This is a genomic window from Streptomyces sp. NBC_01478 (assembly GCF_036227225.1).
Classification (GTDB): Bacteria; Actinomycetota; Actinomycetes; order Streptomycetales; family Streptomycetaceae; genus Streptomyces.
In genome coordinates this window covers 10,168,839-10,186,363 of record NZ_CP109444.1, presented here as the reverse complement: position 1 = coordinate 10,186,363, position 17,525 = coordinate 10,168,839, and the positions used below count along the sequence as shown (strand labels likewise).

Annotated in this window: 13 protein-coding genes and 1 tRNA gene; 4 read left to right on the top strand and 10 right to left on the bottom strand. The window is 70.8% G+C overall.

Annotation, left to right across the window (positions count from 1 at the left end):
- The first annotated feature begins 230 nt into the window (after positions 1 to 230).
- Both mycP and OG223_RS45465 read left to right on the top strand, forming a co-directional pair.
- Entirely contained in the window at positions 231 to 1,391 is a 1,161-nt protein-coding gene (gene mycP, locus OG223_RS45470) for a type VII secretion-associated serine protease mycosin (protein WP_329262462.1), read from the top strand.
- A gap of 22 nt (positions 1,392 to 1,413) precedes the next feature.
- The gene (locus OG223_RS45465; protein WP_329262460.1) at positions 1,414 to 1,977 is read left to right on the top strand and encodes a hypothetical protein; all 564 of its coding nucleotides are present in this window, start codon (positions 1,414 to 1,416) and stop codon (positions 1,975 to 1,977) included.
- 607 nt (positions 1,978 to 2,584) lie between these two features.
- Here OG223_RS45465 and OG223_RS45460 read toward each other — a convergent pair.
- From OG223_RS45460 to OG223_RS45450, 3 genes are all read right to left on the bottom strand, one after another.
- Complete coding sequence (locus OG223_RS45460; RefSeq protein ID WP_329262457.1) at positions 2,585 to 4,705, bottom strand: transglycosylase domain-containing protein; 2,121 nt, start codon at positions 4,703 to 4,705, stop codon at positions 2,585 to 2,587.
- A 389-nt stretch (positions 4,706 to 5,094) separates the two neighbouring features.
- Positions 5,095 to 5,796 (bottom strand): hypothetical protein, encoded by a 702-nt coding sequence (locus OG223_RS45455; RefSeq protein ID WP_329262454.1) that lies wholly within the window; start codon positions 5,794 to 5,796, stop codon positions 5,095 to 5,097.
- Between the two features lie 174 nt (positions 5,797 to 5,970).
- The gene (locus OG223_RS45450) at positions 5,971 to 6,465 is read right to left on the bottom strand and encodes a DUF1877 family protein (protein WP_329262451.1); all 495 of its coding nucleotides are present in this window, start codon (positions 6,463 to 6,465) and stop codon (positions 5,971 to 5,973) included.
- Between the two features lie 613 nt (positions 6,466 to 7,078).
- Here OG223_RS45450 and OG223_RS45445 point away from each other — a divergent pair.
- Both OG223_RS45445 and OG223_RS45440 read left to right on the top strand, forming a co-directional pair.
- Positions 7,079 to 7,828 carry an RNA polymerase sigma factor gene (locus tag OG223_RS45445; protein ID WP_443073874.1) on the top strand — a complete coding sequence of 250 codons (750 nt, stop codon included), beginning with the start codon at positions 7,079 to 7,081 and terminating at the stop codon, positions 7,826 to 7,828.
- Positions 7,821 to 8,582 carry a hypothetical protein gene (locus OG223_RS45440; RefSeq protein ID WP_329262447.1) on the top strand — a complete coding sequence of 254 codons (762 nt, stop codon included), beginning with the start codon at positions 7,821 to 7,823 and terminating at the stop codon, positions 8,580 to 8,582. Before OG223_RS45445 ends, OG223_RS45440 begins: the two co-directional genes overlap by 8 nt.
- A gap of 124 nt (positions 8,583 to 8,706) precedes the next feature.
- Here OG223_RS45440 and OG223_RS45435 read toward each other — a convergent pair whose 3' ends face one another.
- The 7 genes from OG223_RS45435 to OG223_RS45405 form a co-directional block, all read right to left on the bottom strand.
- Positions 8,707 to 9,663, bottom strand: coding sequence for an expansin EXLX1 family cellulose-binding protein (locus tag OG223_RS45435; RefSeq protein WP_329262444.1), 957 nt, complete (start codon positions 9,661 to 9,663; stop codon positions 8,707 to 8,709).
- A 329-nt stretch (positions 9,664 to 9,992) separates the two neighbouring features.
- Positions 9,993 to 11,531 carry a sensor histidine kinase gene (locus tag OG223_RS45430; protein ID WP_329262441.1) on the bottom strand — a complete coding sequence of 513 codons (1,539 nt, stop codon included), beginning with the start codon at positions 11,529 to 11,531 and terminating at the stop codon, positions 9,993 to 9,995.
- On the bottom strand, positions 11,528 to 12,271 hold the full coding sequence (locus OG223_RS45425) for a response regulator transcription factor (RefSeq protein WP_329262439.1): 744 nt from the start codon (positions 12,269 to 12,271) through the stop codon (positions 11,528 to 11,530). Before OG223_RS45425 ends, OG223_RS45430 begins: the two co-directional genes overlap by 4 nt.
- A gap of 49 nt (positions 12,272 to 12,320) precedes the next feature.
- On the bottom strand, positions 12,321 to 14,579 hold the full coding sequence (locus tag OG223_RS45420; protein WP_329262436.1) for a glycosyltransferase family 39 protein: 2,259 nt from the start codon (positions 14,577 to 14,579) through the stop codon (positions 12,321 to 12,323).
- 17 nt (positions 14,580 to 14,596) lie between these two features.
- The gene (locus OG223_RS45415) at positions 14,597 to 15,886 is read right to left on the bottom strand and encodes a bifunctional glycosyltransferase family 2/GtrA family protein (RefSeq protein ID WP_329262434.1); all 1,290 of its coding nucleotides are present in this window, start codon (positions 15,884 to 15,886) and stop codon (positions 14,597 to 14,599) included.
- A 523-nt stretch (positions 15,887 to 16,409) separates the two neighbouring features.
- A tRNA-Pro gene (locus OG223_RS45410) sits at positions 16,410 to 16,483 on the bottom strand.
- 61 nt (positions 16,484 to 16,544) lie between these two features.
- Positions 16,545 to 17,459 (bottom strand): YceI family protein, encoded by a 915-nt coding sequence (locus OG223_RS45405; RefSeq protein ID WP_329262432.1) that lies wholly within the window; start codon positions 17,457 to 17,459, stop codon positions 16,545 to 16,547.
- Between the last annotated feature and the right edge of the window lie 66 nt (positions 17,460 to 17,525).

The window sequence follows — 17,525 nt, the reverse complement described above, 5'->3', positions numbered from 1 at the left end:
CCAGCGATGTTCACCATCCAACTACAGACAGCCGGACCTTCTACCAGCGAAACGACGGCCCGGGACAGCCCCACATCCCGGGCCATTGGCGTCAAAGACCGGCATTGCACACCCAGGGTTGACCAGTACATTGCAAGCCCGTGTGGCTTTCCTGGCCAACTCCAGTACCGCACTTGCCAGTTGGGGAGAGAGGCTGCTCTCACTGGACAGCAGAGGGACTGCGGGGGCAGATGGGACCGGGACGGTCGGGCGCTTTACGAGCCTGCGGATACGCCGGCCTGCCACTGCTGCTGCTCCTCCTGGCCGCCGCACCTCCCGCCGCTGCGCGGCAGTCCGCCGCGCCCACTCCGCTCGCGTCCGAATGGCCGCTGGACGCCCGGCACTTCGACGCCTCCCGGATCTGGCGGCTCAGCCAGGGGGCCGGTGTCACGGTCGCGGTGGTCGACACCGGGGTGAACGCCCGGCACCCCGATCTGGCGGGCCGGGTCCTGCCCGGAACCGACGTCACCGGCCAGGCCGTCGACGGCCGGGTCGACGTCTCGCCGGAGTCCCACGGCACCTCGGTCGCCGGGGTCATCGCGGGCAGCGGGGGCTCCGGCCGGGGAATGGCCGGGCTGGCTCCCCGGGCGACCGTCCTGCCCGTCCGCGTCAGCGCCGACGAGGCGGCGGACCCGCTCGCCCTGGCCCGGGGCATCGTCTACGCCGCCGACCACGGGGCCGCGGTCATCAACATCTCGATGGTGACCACCGACGCCGACCCGCAGATCCGCGACGCCGTCGCCTATGCGCGTCGTCACGACATCGTCGTGGTCGCGGCGGCGGGCAACAGCGGCCGGGCGGGAAACCCGGTGACCTATCCGGCCGCGTTCCCCGGTGTGGTCGCCGTCTCCGGCACCACCCGCGACGGCGGCTTCTGGACCGACGGCGAGTCAGGTTCCTACGTCACGCTGGCGGCCCCGGCGGTGGACATCTACTCGACGAGGAACAGCGGCGGCTACCTCACCAAGGACGGAACGAGTTACTCCGCTCCCTATGTCTCCGCGGCCGTCGCACTGCTGCGCGCCGCCCACCCGTCGGAGACCGCCGGGCAGATCATCGACCGGCTCATCACCACCGCCGACCGCCCCGGCGGGGAGTCCCACGCGTCCTCCGGCCGTGACGACCGCTTCGGCTACGGCATCGTCGACCCCCTGAAGGCCCTGGCCGCAGCGGCTCCGGCCGCCGGCGCCGATCCGCTGCGCACCGCCTCCGGACCCGGCACCCCGAAGGCGGCCGACACCGGCGGCAGCGCTCCCGGCGGAATCGTCGCGGTCGTCGGCGCCGTGGCGGGGGCGGTCGCCGCCGGAGCGGCCGGCCTCCTCGTCCGCCGCCGCTTCCGTCGTCGTACGTGATCCACAGGAGGACCCGATCAGCATGCGGCTCCCGGCTCTCACCGCGCGCCCCGTCCACCGCTTCGCCGGTCTCGTACGCGGCCACCCGGTGATCGCGGCGACCACGGCCGCCCTCCTCCTGGCGGCCGTGACGCTCACCGTGCTGCTCACCGGAGGACAGCGTGCCCAGCCCCGGGCCGCCAACGTCTCCGGCAACTTCCGGGCCTGTCTGCTCGTCACGCCCGCGGGCGCCACGGACGCCCGGCTCAGCCAGGCGTCCTGGCAGGGCATGCAGGACGCGGCGCAATCCGGCGGGGTCAACGCCCAGCGTTTCCCCACCCCCACCATCGACACCAAGGCCGCGCTGCCGTACTTCAACGGCGCCGTGCAGCATCACTGCGAGCTCATCGTCACCGTCGGCACCGGCATGAAACCCGCGACCGAGGCCGCGGCGCGCGCCAACCCGCACCAGAACTTCGTGATCATCGGCGCCACCTCGGCACGCCCGCACATCGCGGCCATCGCCGCGCCCGACGACCCCGCGAAGGAACAGGCCGGCAAGGAACTGGCCAAGAAGGTCAGCGCCTTCATCACGGCCCGACGCTGACCGTCCGGGACGGTGGTCGGCGACGACGGGACAGGCAGCCGAGAAGTTTGAACGTCACCACGACAGCCCCCGACGATCAGACGCGCACACCGTCCGTACTCTCCCCCTGGCCGGTAGGCCCCTCCGCTGACGTCGCCCTCGCGACACCCCCCGGACCCCAGGCCACGAAACACGCTACGCACGCGCAAGACAGCCCGACAAGGTTCCCCCCAGCCAGGTCTTCTCCTCAGGGATCTCGTCTGCGCTCTTCACTCCATGCCCCCGCGGCCGACCATCGGGCGGTCCGTTCCGGAGCGAAGCCGGGTGGCGCGTTCTACGCTTTCGGGGCCTGGCCGCCGGGCGTGCAGCACGGCCTGGGACCAGGTGCCGTCGCGGCTGTTGCCGTTGCTCTTCCCGGTCCGGCCATCAGGCCGGGAAGACGCAGCACCCTGGTCCCCGAGCGGTCCCCAAGAATGGTGTGCGGTCAGGCTTCCGCCGGACAGCCTCGTCGCCTCGCACACCGCCTTTCACGCATCTGCTCGAAGACCGCCGAGTTGTGTGCCAGATCCTGCGGGGCCCACGGGGAACAGCGGACTGATGTCTCCTGCCGTGGCCGGTGCTGTCGCGGTCAACGGCACTTGTGGCGGTTGCACTTGGCGTGGGTTGTCGGGGCGACCGGCGTCGGGGCGGGAGCGGTGGTCGTGCTCTTGCCGGGCTTGCCGGGCTTGCCGTCGTGCTTGGTGGGAGCCGTGGACGGGGAGGGCGAGGTCGAGGGGGCGCCGAACTCGTCGGTGCCGTCGCCGAGGGAAGTGGGCGCGGGGAAGGGCGTGTTGGGCAGGCCGGCGAGGGCGGCGCGCATGTACTGGGTCCAGATCGCGGTGGGGATGTCACCGCCGAACACCTTCTGCAGGCCACCGACGCCCACCAGGGATTGAAGCTGTGGGTGGTTGGAGTCCTCGCGGAAGAGGACGACGGAGGTGGCGAGTTGCGGGGTGTAGCCGATGAACCAGGCCGAGCGGTAGTCGTCGGTGGTTCCGGTCTTGCCTGCGGCGGTCCTCCCGAGGGCCTGCGCCTTGGTGCCGGTGCCCCGGGCTATGACGCCTCGGAGTACGTCGGTCACGTTGTCGGCGACCGCCGTCGGCAGGGCCCGTACGGGGGCGGGGGCGGTGAAGGCGGTCAGTACCGAGTCGTTGTGGGTGACCTTCGTGACCGAGTACGGGGCGGCCTGCATTCCGGAGGCGGCGAAGGTCCCGTAGACACTCGCCATCCGAATGGCGCTCGGGGTGGAGGTGCCGATGTAGAAGCCGGCGCTGGGGGCGGCGAGGCTGCCCGGGCGCAGGCCGAGGGATTGTGCCGTCCTCGCCACGTTCCCGTAGCCGACGTCCTCTCCCAGTTGTACGTACGGCGTGTTGACCGAGTCCTCCATGGCCTGGCGCAGGGTGATGTAGCCCCAGCGCTGGGAGGTGTCGTTGTGCTGGTGGAGGAGGCCGGTGGGGTCCTTGGGGTCGGCGACGTAGGTGCCCTGCTGGTCCTTGATCCTGATGCCGTCGTCACCGTTGAACCTGCTGGCCGGGGTGATCGGTTCCGGGGACCTGCCGGGTCGCAGTACGGCGCCGTGCTGGAGCGCGGCGGCCAGGACGATGGGCTTGAAGGTCGAACCCACCGGGACGCCGGAGGTGTCGGCGTTGTCCGAGTAGTGGGCGTGGTCGAAGCCGGGGCCGCCGTAGACGGCGAGGATCCTGCCGGTCGCGGGGTCCACCGAGGCGGCTCCCACCTGGACGTCCCGGTCGACCGACCGGTGGGCCGGGTCGAGGCGTTGCTTGCGCACCGCTGCGACGGCCCTGGCCAGTGCCGCCGTCTTCTTCCTGTCGAAGGTGGTGTGGATCTGGTAGCCGCCCCTGCTCAGGCTGCTCTCGGTGATGGTCGGGTCGTGTGCCTCGGCGTACGACCTGGCGAGTTGGACCAGGTAGCCGGTCTCGCCCGTGAGTCCTGAACCGCGGGTCCATTTCGTGGGTGCGGGGAAACCGGCTGCCGCGTACCGTGCCCGCTGCCCGGGAGTCAGCCTGCCGGTCTTCACCATCCGGTCGAGCACCCAGGACCAGCGTGCTTCCGCCTGTGTCCTGGCCGCGGGGTCGGAGTCCGCGTACTGGAAGAGGCTCGGCTCGTTGACCGCCGCGGCGAGGAAGGCTCCCTGACCGACGTCGAGCTTCTCCACCGGGAGGTCGTAGTACATGTGGGCCGCGGCCTGGATGCCGTTGGCCTGACGGCCGAAGAAGCAGGTGTTCAGATAGCCCTGGAGGATCTGCTCCTTGGACATGGTTGCGCCGATCTTGGTGGAGATCAGCAGTTCCTTGAACTTACGGGAGACCGTCTGCGACTGATCCAGGTAGGTGTTCTTCACGAACTGCTGGGTGATCGTCGAGCCGGACTGCACCGAGCCGCCCTCGGCCATGTGGACGACGGCGCGGAGGATTCCTTTCGGGGCAATGCCCGGGTCGGTGTAGAAGGAGGCGTTCTCCGCGGCGATGAAGTCGCCCTGCACGTCGACGGGTACCTGCGCGAGTGACACGTTCTGCCGGTTCACGCTGCCGTCGGTCGCCAGGACCGAACCGTCCGACCAGTAGTAGACGTTGTTCTGCAACAGCGTCGTGGGATTGGGGTCGGGGATGGTGACCGTGGCGTAGGCATAGCCGACGGCCGCGGCCGTGCCACCGACGAAGAGCAGGAAGAGCCCCAGCAGTTGGCGCACCGAGGGAAGCCAACGGCGCGGGCCCGTCCTGCCTCGGTGCGGGTAGTCGATCCACCGTTTCTTCTGTGGCGCCCTTCTCCGGGAGCGGCCACGCCCGGCACGTGTGCCGCCGTTGAGGCGCTGCGGCGGTCGGCGGCGATGTCCGCTCATGGGCTCTGCTCACTGTCCTCTCAGTACGAATGGTTTCGATTGGCTACGGATAGTTGCAATTCAGTACAACTGCTGTGTCTCGTACGGATAGTGCTGCGGGAGGACGGGGTCCTGTCGAGGGAAGTCCGTGCCGGGCGTCTCCTCGCCCGCCGGGACCCGCAGGCTGACGACGGGAGGGAGCGTCGCCCCGTCGACGCTGGGTCACGTGTCAGCGGTTGGTCACGGCAAGGGGCCCCGGATCACTTCTTCACGGGCTTGTGGGACGAGCCGATCGCGCGGCCCTTGGATGCGGGACCGGGGGTGACGGCGGGGGTCGAGGCCGGCGACGCGGGTGCCACGGCGGGCGCGGGCGTGGCGGAGGCCGTCGGCCTGTCGGCGGGGCGGGAGGTCGTCCGTGCCGCCGTCGGGTCGGGGGTCTTCAGGGCGGCGGTCGGGCTCCCGATCTCCGGGGACCGGGCGGTGCCGGGTGAGGAGTCGGGTGCGGTCGCCCGGGGCGTGGCGGGGTGCGTGGAGTGGGGCTGCGGCACGAACGGAGCGCTGATGGTGGGGCCGCCCAGCGCGGAGCTGATCAGCAGGGCGACGTAGCCGCCGGCGGGGATCACCAGGAGCCGGGCGGCGCGGAGCACGCGACGCCGGCGGTGCCCCGAGGAATTGACGAACACCGGCCGCACCGACGGTCTCGTCGGCTTCGTCGGTCCTGGTACGGGAAGGCCCGACGGGTTGGCCTCCGGGAACGGCCCCGACGGGTCGGCCTCCGGGAGCGGCACGGTGAGGACGTCACCGTGGGGAGAGTCCCACGCCGTCGTGACGGGGTCCCGGGTCAGCGACTCCGTGTCGGCTGTCGCGCCGCCGTCGTACTCGTGGCCGTAGGCATACGCGTACCCGGCGCCCCCGTACGGATCCTCGCCGTACGCCCCGCCGCTTTCGTTCGTCCACTGCACGAGTCGTGCCCCCTGTCCTGTCCGACCGACACGGTCGCCCGCATGGACAGAGCGAACGCGGCCGGAAGTGTTACACCTCGGTTCCGCATAACGGACTAATGGTGACTAAATCCGCAAGCCGAACAAGAAATTGGCTGTCGGCCTCGGGCTTCCGGCCCCGGCCCTTCGCGTGTCTCAGGCCGGCAGCCACTTCACCACCGCGTCCCCGTGCTCGGCCGTCTGCGCGTAGAACGCCTTCAGCTCCTGGTGCGCGGCAGCGAACGCACCCCAGGTCTCGGGCTCCGCGGTCACGCCGCCGTAGCGCGGTACCAGTTCGTCGCGGGCGACATCCCAGAGCGCGTCGAAGTCGGCCGTCGCCAGGAACCCGGCAACCCGGCGGACCTGGGCCGCCGTGAGCACCAGGAGCGGCGGCTTGTGCCGGTCGGGGCGGAACACCGGGCGGCCACCGAGCACCACCTGGGTCCGCGGCCGGTCCTCGGCGCGATGCGAGAGAGCACCGGCGTAGATCCGCTCCTGGTCCAGATAGCGCTGGTCCAGCACCTCCTCGTGGTGCCGGACGAGCCGGTGGCGGACGGTCGCCGAGCCGTCCCCGAACAGTCGTTCAAGCCAGGTCGCGCTGTTGCGCAGTGCCGGGGGCGGCACCGCTCGCAGTCGGAGGTACGTACTCATGCCACAAGGAGCGCGCGGGAGCGCCGAAGCATTACGCGACCCGGCGGACCCCCTTCCGGCATCACCCCCGCGACCGTCGTGCGCGCGAGGGTGATGCTGTCGGGCGCACGCGGGTGATTTCGCCCGCTCCGCGTCCGACTGCCCGCCGCCGGCCCGAGGCGCATGTGGGGTGGCCGGGAACCCGCGCAGTGGGCGGGTTCCGGCCACCCCGTCCCTCTCCGCGCCGCTCGCTGGGGGGAGTCACAAGCGGTACGGAGAGGGGGCAGGGGGACGGGTTGCGGTGTCGACATCCGGCGGGCGGTCGCCCTCGGCCTGTGTCGTCCCGAACCCGGTACTCACCCAGCGATCGGCCAACACGAAACGTCACCGGGCGGGGGCGGGGGCGGTCGCGCACCGCCGTCCGCACACCGAATTCACGGGGCACCGGGGAGGTGTCGAGCCGACCCTCGTGCCGGCGGCGGCTGCGCGGCGGAGCGCCTGCGATGCCGTGGAGAAAGCTGATGTGTTGTGACACTTCTGTGAGCACGGACGCTGGTCAACATGGGGCCGTCGATGCGACCGGAGCACGGCGGACGGCACGGACCCACTCTGAACGGTGCGAACGAGGAAAGTTTTGGGCCAGCTACGGCGACCCCGGCGCGTGCAGACGTACGACGGGGAATTGGGCGCGGCAGTCGAGCGAGCCCAGGACGGCGACGAATCCGCCTTCACGATCCTCTACCGGATCGTGCAGCCCAGCCTGCTCGGCTACCTGCACGGGCTTGTCGGCGACGACGCGGAGGACGTGGCGTCCGACGCCTGGCTGGAAATCGCCCGTGACCTCGACCGTTTCAAGGGAGACGGGGCCGGGTTCCGTGGCTGGACCGCGACCATCGCCCGGCACCGTGCGCTGGATCATCTGCGGCGCCAGCGTGTGCGGCCCCGGGCGGGCGGGACCGAACAGGACGTACTGGACCTGCCCGGCCCGCACAGCACCTATGACCAGGCCCTGGAGTCCCTCTCCACCGAGCGGGCCCTGGACCTGGTCCGCGGGCTGCCGCGGGACCAGGCCGAGGCCGTGCTCCTGCGAGTCGTGGTCGGCCTGGACGGTCCCGCCGCCGGCCGCGTCCTCGGCAAGCGCCCGGGAGCGGTGCGCACGTCCGCCCATCGCGGACTGAAACGCCTCGCGCGCCAACTGGGCGTCGGCAGCGAAGTGGACGCGGGTGTGACGGATGAGGCTTCCCGAACGCTGGTGGAGTCGAAACGAACAACGACAGCAGCCGAAATGAACATCGACGGCCACGGTGGGCCGATGTACAGGCACCAGACGGACATGCCGAACGAATCAAACCTGTCGGACAAGAACGGAAGCGGACATGGGTGAACGGCTGAGCGGCGACGGAGTTCCGGGCCGCCGACATGTGCACCCTGGTGACGCCTCGTCCGACCCGTGGGACGAGCGGGACACCGCCGGACTGGAAGCGACGCTGGACGTCGTCATCCGCGACAGGGATCTCGACCCCGAGGCCGAGCAGCGCGCCCTGGCCGCCTTCCGGACCACCCGCAACCCGGGCACACACCGGGCGCGGACCCGGCGCCGGGACGACTGGCGACTGCCCGCGAAACGGCGTGCCGGGCGACCCGTGAAAACGACGTTCGGCGTGGTATTCGCCAGCCTGGCCCTGGGTGGCGTCGCGGTCGCGGCCATCGGTTCCGCCGGCTCGTCCACGGACGGCGCCGGTACCGACCGGGCGACCGCGCACCCGTCGGTCGCCCCGGACCGGCCGGGCAGTGCGGCCTCGTCGGCGCCGACCGGCGCCGACCGGCCGACGGACGGTTCGTCGCCCGCCCAGAACACCGAAGCCCATTGCCGCGCCTACGAGCAGGTCAAGGACCGCGGCAAGGCGCTCGAAGCGACGGCCTGGCAGCAGCTCGTCGCGGCCGCCGGCGGGAGTGACAAGGTCGCCGCGTACTGCTCCGAGCAACTGGCGCAGGCGACGTCCGCACCGAGCAAGTCGGTCGGCACGGGCAAACCCAGCCAGGCCGCGGACGCCGGCAACGGCACGGCGGGCAACACCGGTTCCTCCGGCAACGGCCAGACGGGCGGAGCCAAGGGCAACGGGAAGAAGCCCAAATAACGCCTCGTACGCGTCAACCCCACCCACCCGAAAACCCCCACCGACCTCGCCGGCCGGACCCGGTCGGTTCCGTGCCGTCGGCGATCGCGTTTCCGATCGGAGGAGCCCGCTGTCACCGACGTGGTCAGTGTCGTGCGAACTGGAGTCGCGTGGGCTGTACGACGTCCGGCCGTAGACCGACTCCGTCGACGGTGAGTTGTTGTCCGTAGATGTCGGTGAGCCTGATGGCGCCGCCGCACCCGCTGCCGTCGGGAGAGAGGAAGTAGTTGTAGTCGGTGCGGGCCAGTTGGCGCCAACTGCCGCCGGTGCGGACCTCCAGCCGGGCCAGCGGGTTGCGGTGGCCGATCGCCTGGATGCCGCACCAGTAAGGGCTGGACCCGGTCTTGTAACGGATCGAGATCGTGCCCGACGTGTCGGGGCTCAGCAGGCTCCAGGTGATCGCGAGCCGTCCGGTCGAGACGGGGGCCAGTTCGGCGAAGGCCTGTTCGCTGAGGTCGAGTTGCCCGGGTGCGCAGGGCAGCGGGCATTCGTTGGTGATCCGGACTGTGACGGAGGCGCCGTTCGCCGCATGGACGCGTATGTACGCCCCGCACGCCCTGGACGTCTCGTAGTCGGTGGTGTTCATCGCCGCGATCATCATGTCGCTGCTCGGACCGTACGAGCAGGCGCCGTCCCCGACCCCGGCCTTGTAGACCGTGGCGACCCCCGGGTAGGTGACCTTGGGCCGGATCCGCCCGCCCGGCGAGGTCGTGACGGGAGCCTTCCGCGGGGAGGCCGATGCCGGCGCCGCCGACCTGGACGGGGAGGCCTTCGGCGTGGTCGGACCGGCGGACGGTGTCACGGAACTCGTGGAGGTCGTGGACGGGGACGCCGAGTGCCCCGGCGAGCCCGCCGGGAGAGTCTCCTGGGAGTTGGCGACGGCAGTGGCCGCCGCCTGCCCTGCCTCCTCCTTGCGGTCTGGTCGCATCGTCATGACCAGGCAGACGAGAAGTCCTGTGACGATCAGCCCCGTGGTGGTGCCCACCATCAGTCGGCGTCTGCGCCTGCGCTGCCGCGCCGCCTGACGTGTTGTCTCCTGCATGTCCATCCGTTCGAAAGAGCGAGTCGGTGTTGCACCTCTCAGTCGTCACAGGCGGCGCAAAGGTTGCCGCCGATTTTTCGGCGGTCCGGGTGGCGGCGCATGAGCAGCCGGACAGCAGTGCCGGGCACGGGACAGCGCCATGGCTTACGGCCTCTGGCCGGAGGAGGATCCGCTCGCCGGCGACGCACTCTGCTGCGCGCACCGGCCGCGGAGACGCTCCTCGGCCGCATCGACCGCGGGTCGCCCTCCAAGTCCCGTCCTCCCTACGCCCGGGGACCCGCTGTAGCTCTGCGGCGCCCCCATGGGCCGCGCCTCCCGTACGCGCGGGATCAGTGGCGTTCCGGGCCGGAGTCGGCTGCGGGCAGGACCAGGCGGAAGGTGCAGCCGCGGCCGGGGGCCGTGTCGAGTTCGAGGCGGCCGTCGTGGCCCTCGGCGATGGTCGCGGCGATGGCCAGGCCGAGGCCGCTGCCGCCGTGGATGCGGGAGCGCGCGGGGTCGGCGCGGTAGAACCGCTCGAAGACGAGCTCGGCGTCGACTGGTTCGAGGCCCGGCCCTTCGTCCGCCACCTCGATCACACTGACCGGCTGGCCCTCCGGCAGGGGCGGTGAAGCGGTGGTGCGTCCGGGCCGGTCCGTGCCGCCGGTTCCGGGACCCGCCTCGGTCGTGCCGACACGAACATGGACCCGGGTGCCCGGCGGGGTGTGGGTGCGGGCGTTGGAAAGCAGGTTCTCCACGATCTGCTGCAGTCGGTGCGGGTCGCCGACGGTCTCCGCGACAACGAGTTCCTCCGCTCCGGTGGGATCGGCCGGGGTGTGCAACGGGCCGAGGTCCACGGGATGGGACTCGCTGTGGACGGCGGCGGCGCTGACGGCGTCCGCCGCGAGGGACAGCAGATCGACCCGCTCCCTGCCGTACGAAGGTTCCTTGTCCAGGGTCGCGAGCAACTGGAGATCGTCGACGAGCAGACTCATGCGTTCCGCGTTCTGCGCGATGAACCGGTTGGCCTCGTTTCGTTCGAGCGCCGAGCGCGGTTCAGGGCGAAGGGCGAGTTGGGCGTAGCCCTGGATGGCGGTGAGCGGAGTGCGCAGCTCGTGCCCGGCGTCGGCGACGAACCGGCGAAGGCGGGCCTCCGAGGCCTCTCGGGCCAGCAGCGCCTTCTGCAGGCGGTCGAGCATGGAGTTCAGGACCCGGCCGAGTCGTCCGATCTCCGTACCCGCATCGGTGTCGGGCAACCGCAGATCGAGCCGGCCCGCGGTGACGTCCTGAGCCGTCCGTTCCATTCTGGTCAGGGGCAGCAGCCCCAGACGAACCACCCACCGGCCCAGGGCGATCAGGGCGACGACCGTGACGGCGAGCAGTACGGCGTTCAACCACAGGAGTTTCGATGTGGCGCCGTCGACGGTGTCGAGCGGAAGGGCGACCACCGCGCTCATGCCGTCCGGACCGGGGTTCAGCAACACCCGCCAGCGGCCGTCACCACTGACGGCGGACACGGTTCCGGGGTGCCCGTCCTTCAGCCCGAGGCCCTCCGCTCGACCGGCCAACCGAGGTCCTGGCTTGGTCTCGGAGCCCAGGGAGTTGTTCAGACGGCTCCCGGAGGAGTCGTAGAAGTAGATGTGGAAGTCCGAGGGAAGCACATCCTGTTGTCCTCCCGGATCCGGGAGCCTGCCATGGAGCGCGTCGTAGTAGACGAGAGCCGGTGGATGGAACTCGACGAGCTGCTCGTCGACGCGGTCCAGCAGCCAGGAGTGAAGCACCACATAGCCGATCGCCTGGGAGATCAGGACTGCCGCGGTGGCGAGCAGAGCCGCGCCGAGGACGAGGCGCCTTCGCAGCGACTTGGGCGGCCGGGGCAGGAACCGGGTCACTGGTCCGGCGTCCCTGCGTGGTCGCGGGGAAACCTGAGGCAGTAGCCGACGCCTCGCACGGTGTGGATCAGTGGCGGCTCGAAGCAGTCGATCTTCCTGCGCAGGTACCTGACGTACGTTTCGATGATCCGGGAGTCGCCGGCGAAGTCGTAGCTCCAGACGTGGTCGAGGATCTGGACCTTGCTCACCACCTGGCCCGCGTTCGACAGAAGGTAGGCCAGGAGCTTGAACTCCGTTGGCGACAGGGCGATGTACCGTCCCGCGCGGTGCACCTCGTGGGCGCCCTCGTCGAGTTCGAGGTCGGCGTAGCGCAGCACACTCGGCGCCGCCCGCCATTCGGCGGACGGCGCCGTGCGGCGCAGGATGGCCTCAATGCGCAGCAGCACCTCCTCGATGCTGAAGGGTTTGGCGACGTAGTCGTCCCCTCCGGCGCTGAGGCCGGTGATGCGATCGTCGGTGCCGGTGCGGGCGGTCAGGAACAGGATCGGACAGTCGTCGCCTGCCTCCCGCAGCCTCCGGGTCACCTCGAAGCCGTCCAGGTCGGGCAGCATCACGTCCAGCAGCACCAGATGCGGTTGAAAGCGTTCGACCTCCAGGAGGGCCGCCCGGCCGGTGTCGGTGCTGCTCACCTCGTATCCGGTCAGGCGAAGCGTCGCCTCCAGCAGGGTGCGAATGCTGGGCTCGTCCTCGACCACGAGGAGCCGATGCCGCGGTCGCGCGGCTGCGGGCTGCTCGGTCATGCGTCTGCTGGTCCGTTCTGCCGTGTCGCGACCGGCGTTCGGGCGTCGGTTACTTGGCGGCGCAGTCGTAGAGCACGTTGCCTCCGCCCGATCCCATCGCACCGCCGCCGTTGTTCTGTGACGACGTGCCGGAGGTGCCGCCGTACGCCGACACCGGAACCTTGGTGCAATGGTCGGCGATCCAGTCGGAGCGCTGCTCGGTGTAGCCGCCGGACAGGCCCGGCATGCCGCCGCCGTTCATGTCGGAGCCCAGGATGTAGCGTAGTTCGCCGTTCTTGGTCCACTTCTCCAACTGGGCCACCGAGGGCGCGTTGTCGCTGTTGGTGAAGCCGCCCATGCCGATGACGGTTTCGTCGGTGCCCAGGATGAAGGCGCTGGCGTTGAGGGCGCCGCCCTCGACGGCGAGCTTGATGCGTGCGTCGGGTGCGTGTTCGACGGCGTACTGCAGGATCTTGCGCTGCTCGGCGGTGAGTTCCCCGTCGCCGAAGCCGCCGCGCCCGCCAGGGGCCGTTCCCGAGCCGGTACCTGGGAACGAGGGTGTGCCGCTGGCGTTCGAGCCCGCTTCCCCGGATGCACCGGGCATACCGTTCGCTCCCCCTGTGGGCATGCCGGAAGGCACTCCGCCGGTCGGGGGCTCGCCGGTCTGTCCCGAAGAGGCGTCACCGCCGGGGAGGCCCGGCATGTTCGACGGCATCCCGGACGGCATGCCCGAGGGAAGGCCTCCGTTGTCCGCGCCCTGCGAGGGCATGCCACCGCCGCCGAACCCGAGTGTCGTCGGCCCGGCCGTCGGGTTGGAGCCTCCCATGCTGGTCGAGCCGGGGACGGTCACCGCCCACGCTCCCGGCGCCAGCAGGACCGACAGCACCGCAGCACAACCGGCGACCGTCAGCAGTCGGCCGCGGCGTCGTGCGAGCACCAGGAGGACGACCGCGGCGCAACCGGCCAGCAGCACGGGCCAGACCAGCCAGCCGTGCCAGTCGGGCTCACGGCGGACCAGCACCACGGCCCAGGCCACGCTCACCACGACCGCGGCCATGCCGACCAGCGGTGCCCAGCGCAGGCCGGCGCGGTGGACGCGGACGAGGGCTGCCGTCAGTCCGCCGCACAGGGCGGCGATCGCCGGGGCGAGCTGAGTGGTGTAGTAGGGGTGGAAGATGCCCTTCTGGGTCGAGAACACGGCCGCGCAGACCACCAGCCAGGTTCCCCACAGCAGCCAGCCGGAGGCCGGCAGTACGGCGGAGTCGGGCAGTCCGCCCCGTCGGCGCAGCACCACACCGACGACGGCGACGACCAGAGCCAGCGCGCAGAGCGGCAGCAACCAACTGATCTGGCCGCCCACTTGCGCCTCGAACAGACGGCTGAGGCCGGGTTGACCGCCGAATCCGCCGGCGAATCCGCCGCCTGATCCGCCCATTCCCTGGGGCATCCCGTCGCTGGAGCCGAAGACCCTCCCCAGCCCGTTGTAGCCGATCACGAGGTCCCAGGCCGAGCCGTCCTTGCTGCCACCGATGTAGGGGCGGTCGCCCGGCCACAGGGCGACCATGGCGACCCACCACAGGGAGGACGCCGCCAGGATGGCCCCCGCGCCCAGCAGACGCCGCACTCGCGGTATCCAGGGGCCGCTTGCTCCCACGAGCCAGGCGACGGCGAACGCGGGAACGACCATCCAGGCGGCGAGCATCTTGGTGAGGAATCCGCACCCGACCAGAAAGCCGCTCGCGCACAGCCACCATGTCGCGGCCCGGCCCTCGGCCTGCAACGCGCGGGTCAGGGCGTACGCCGCCGACACCAGCAACAGCACCAGCAGTGTGTCCGGGTTGTTGTCCCGGTTGATGGCCACGGTGATGGGGGTCAGGGTGAGCACGAGAGCCGCGATCAGTGCCGCCCGCTCCCCCGCCCAGCGGCGCACGGTGCGGTGCAGCACCAGCACCCCGGCCATGCCTTCGAGGAGTTGCGGCAGGATCAGCGCCCAGCCGTGCATCCCGAAGATCTTGCTGCTGATCACCTGCGGCCACAGCGCGGCCGGGGGTTTGTCGACGGTGACCACGCCCACCGGGTCGAAGGAGCCGAAGAGGAAGTTGGTCCAGCTCTTCCCCATCGACTTCACGGCGGCCGAGTAGTAACTGTTGCCCCAGCCAAGGGAGTTGAGGGCCCAGCCGTACAGCACGGCCGCGAGGACGAGGACGGCTCCGAGCGCGGCGGGTGCTGCCCAGCCGGGGAGTCGGCGGACGGACGTAGTGGTACTCGTGCGCTTCCCGTCGTGTGCCGATGCCGCCGGTACGGGCCTGATGTGCGCGTAGTTGCTCATGTCTGGATTCGCTCTCGTCAACGGGTACGGCTACGGGGGTCGGCGAAGACGGCCAGTCGCAGCACGGCGAAGCGCACGCAGGTGACCGCGACGGACGCCGTGGCGAGGACCGCGGTCTCCGCGGCCGGTGAGGCACCGGGATCGAGCGACTTGAACCACAGCACCGCCGCGGACGTGACCAGATAGCCGAGGACGAAGAGACCCCCGGCACCGAGGTGCGCACGTGCGGGCCGGGTGGTGGAGTGCCGGAAGGTGAGGCGTCGGTTCGCCTCGGTGTTGAGGACGGTGAGACCGAGCAGCGAGATCAGGTTGGCGACGGCCGGCGACCACCAACCGCGCAGCAGCCAGTACAGCAGGGCCTGTCCGGCCGTGGAGACGACGCCGATCGCGACGAAACAGCCGACCTCCCACGACAGCACACCGCGCCGCGCGGGGGGTGCGAGGACGGCGTCGGGATGTTCGGCGGCCGGCTCGGGGCGCGACCGCACCTCGACCCGGGCCTCACCGGACGCCTTGAGCCGCGCCATGCGCCACAGGCCCCGCAGGTCTTCCCTGGCGGTGCTCACCACGTCCACCCGGGTGTCGACGTCCTCGACCCAGTCGACCGGGACCTCGTGGATACGCAGTCCGTTGTGCTCGGCGAGCAGGAGCAGCTCGGTGTCGAAGAACCACGCGTCGTCGCGGGTGACTTCCAGCAGCGGCCCGAGCACCTCGGTGCGGGCCGCCTTGAATCCGCACTGGGCATCGGTGAAGCGGACCCCGTGGGTGAGCCGGATGATGCCGTTGTAGCAGCGGGAGACGAACTCGCGGCGCGGCCCGCGCACCGTGCGTGCGCCGGGAGCCAGCCGGGAGCCGATCGCGAGGTCCGAGTGCCCGCTGGCCAGGGGCGCGACCAGCGGGAGCAGTCCGTCGAGGCCCGTGGAGAGGTCCACGTCCATGTACGCCACGATGTCCGCGTCGCTCGCGCCCCAGACCGTGCGCAGCGCGAGTCCGCGGCCCTTGCGGTCCAGGTGGACGACGCCGACCCCGGGCAGCTCGTCCGCGAGGCGACGGGCGGTGGCCAGGGTTTCGTCGGTGCTCGCGTTGTCGGCGACAGTGATCCGCCAGGGGAAGGGGAAGCCCCGGGACAGGCGGGCGTGAAGCGTGCGCAGGCAGCCGGGCAGGGCTCGTTCCTCGTTGTAGACCGGAACGACGATGTCCACCGTCGCGGTACCGGCGTGGGCGAGAAGCGAACGTTCGACGGGCTGGAAGGGTGCGGGACGCTCCACGCGGGCGGCGAGTTCGGTGAGGTGGGGGGTGGGAGTCATGGCTTCCTCAGGCATGAGGGGACGGCAGACCGCGGCTCAGGACCCTGGGCCCGGGGCCGCGGCCTCACTGTTGCCGTGACGCCTGTGGGGGTCGGGAGAGAACTGCGAGAACTGACGGGGAGTCAGATCAATGGCCGAAAGCGCTCCCGAGATCCGCCTGGAGCGCGACCGCACCAGGGTGTTCCATGGCGCGATGACGGTGGCGACGTCGAAGAGCAGCTCCGCGGCGTTCGCCAGGCCGCCCGCGAAGCCGTCGACACTCTCGAGCACACCCTCACCCGGGCCGAGCAGAAGAACCACCGGCAGGCCCGGCTGAAGCGACTGCGATCACCACGCGACCACATCAGGCGGCTTCGCGAAGCTCTCAACCGGCTCCGCTCCCCCATCCGCCCGGCTTCCGCACCACCGCCGGTCAGTCCCGTACCCGGCCCGCGACCATGCTGCGACCACCACCCCCGCAGACACGACAAAGACCGCCTTCCCATCGCTGAGAAAACGGCCTCTGACCTGCGACTTCGAAAAGTCGGGACGACAGGATTTGAACCTGCGACCCCTTGACCCCCAGTCAAGTGCGCTACCAAGCTGCGCCACGTCCCGCTCGCGCCGCACCCGAGCAGTCCGGGTGAACGCGCAGGTGAACCCTACCGCATGTGACGGGTCACTTCGGCGGCGTCGGGGTGTCGTGGGTGCGGTACATCGCCTGGATGTCCAGCTCCAGTTGGACGGTGGGGCCGACGACGGCGATGCCCCGGGCCAGCATGCTGCGCCAGTTGAGGGTGTAGTCCTCGCGGTGCAGTTCGGCCGTGGCGAGGGCGGCGCAGCGGAGTTCCTCGGCGTAGCCGCCGTTGACGGTGCCCAGGTAGGTGGTGTCCAGGTTCACCGAGCGGCTGACGCCGTGCATCGTCAGCGAACCCTGCAGCGTCCACTTGCTGCCGCCGCGGTAGGCGAACCGGGTGCTGGTGAAGTCGATGTACGGGTAGCGCTCCACGTCCAGGAAGTCACCGGAGCGCAGATGGTTGTCCCGCGTGGAGTTGCCGGTGGTGATGCTGGACGCGTCGATGCGGACGTGGACCTTGGACTCGGCCACCTCCTGGGCGATCTGGATGCCGCCCTGGAACCGCTCGAACCGGCCGTGCACATGGGCCATGCCGACGTGTTTGGCGATGAAGCGGATCGCGGTGTGCGGCGGGTCGAAGAGCCAGGTGCCGGGCGGCGGGAGTTCCTGGGCGCGGCCGGGCTGGAGCCAGACGCGTTCGGCGGGCTCGGCGATTCCGGCGGTGATCTCCACCGTCTCCTGGTGCGGCTGGAGTCCCTGGGCCGAGACGAGGAGGCCGTAGCGGCCGGGCGGCAGGGCCGCGAGGAAGAAGCCGTAGGGGTCGGTCGTACCGGAGGCGGCGACGCGGTGCGAGTCCAGGGCCGTGACCGTGACCTCTGCGGCGGCCATGGGCGCGCCCATCGGGTCGACGATCTCACGGCCGAGGCCGCCCGCACCGGGCGGAAGGGGGAGCGAGAGGCCCGCCGCCGTGGCGGCGGCGCCTTGGGGCAGCCAGCGCCTGAGCAGTGCGAGGGCCATGGTGTTCACCTTTCTTCACAGCAGTCGTACGCTGCCGATCATGAAGGCTTCGGTGGCGTCACGGGT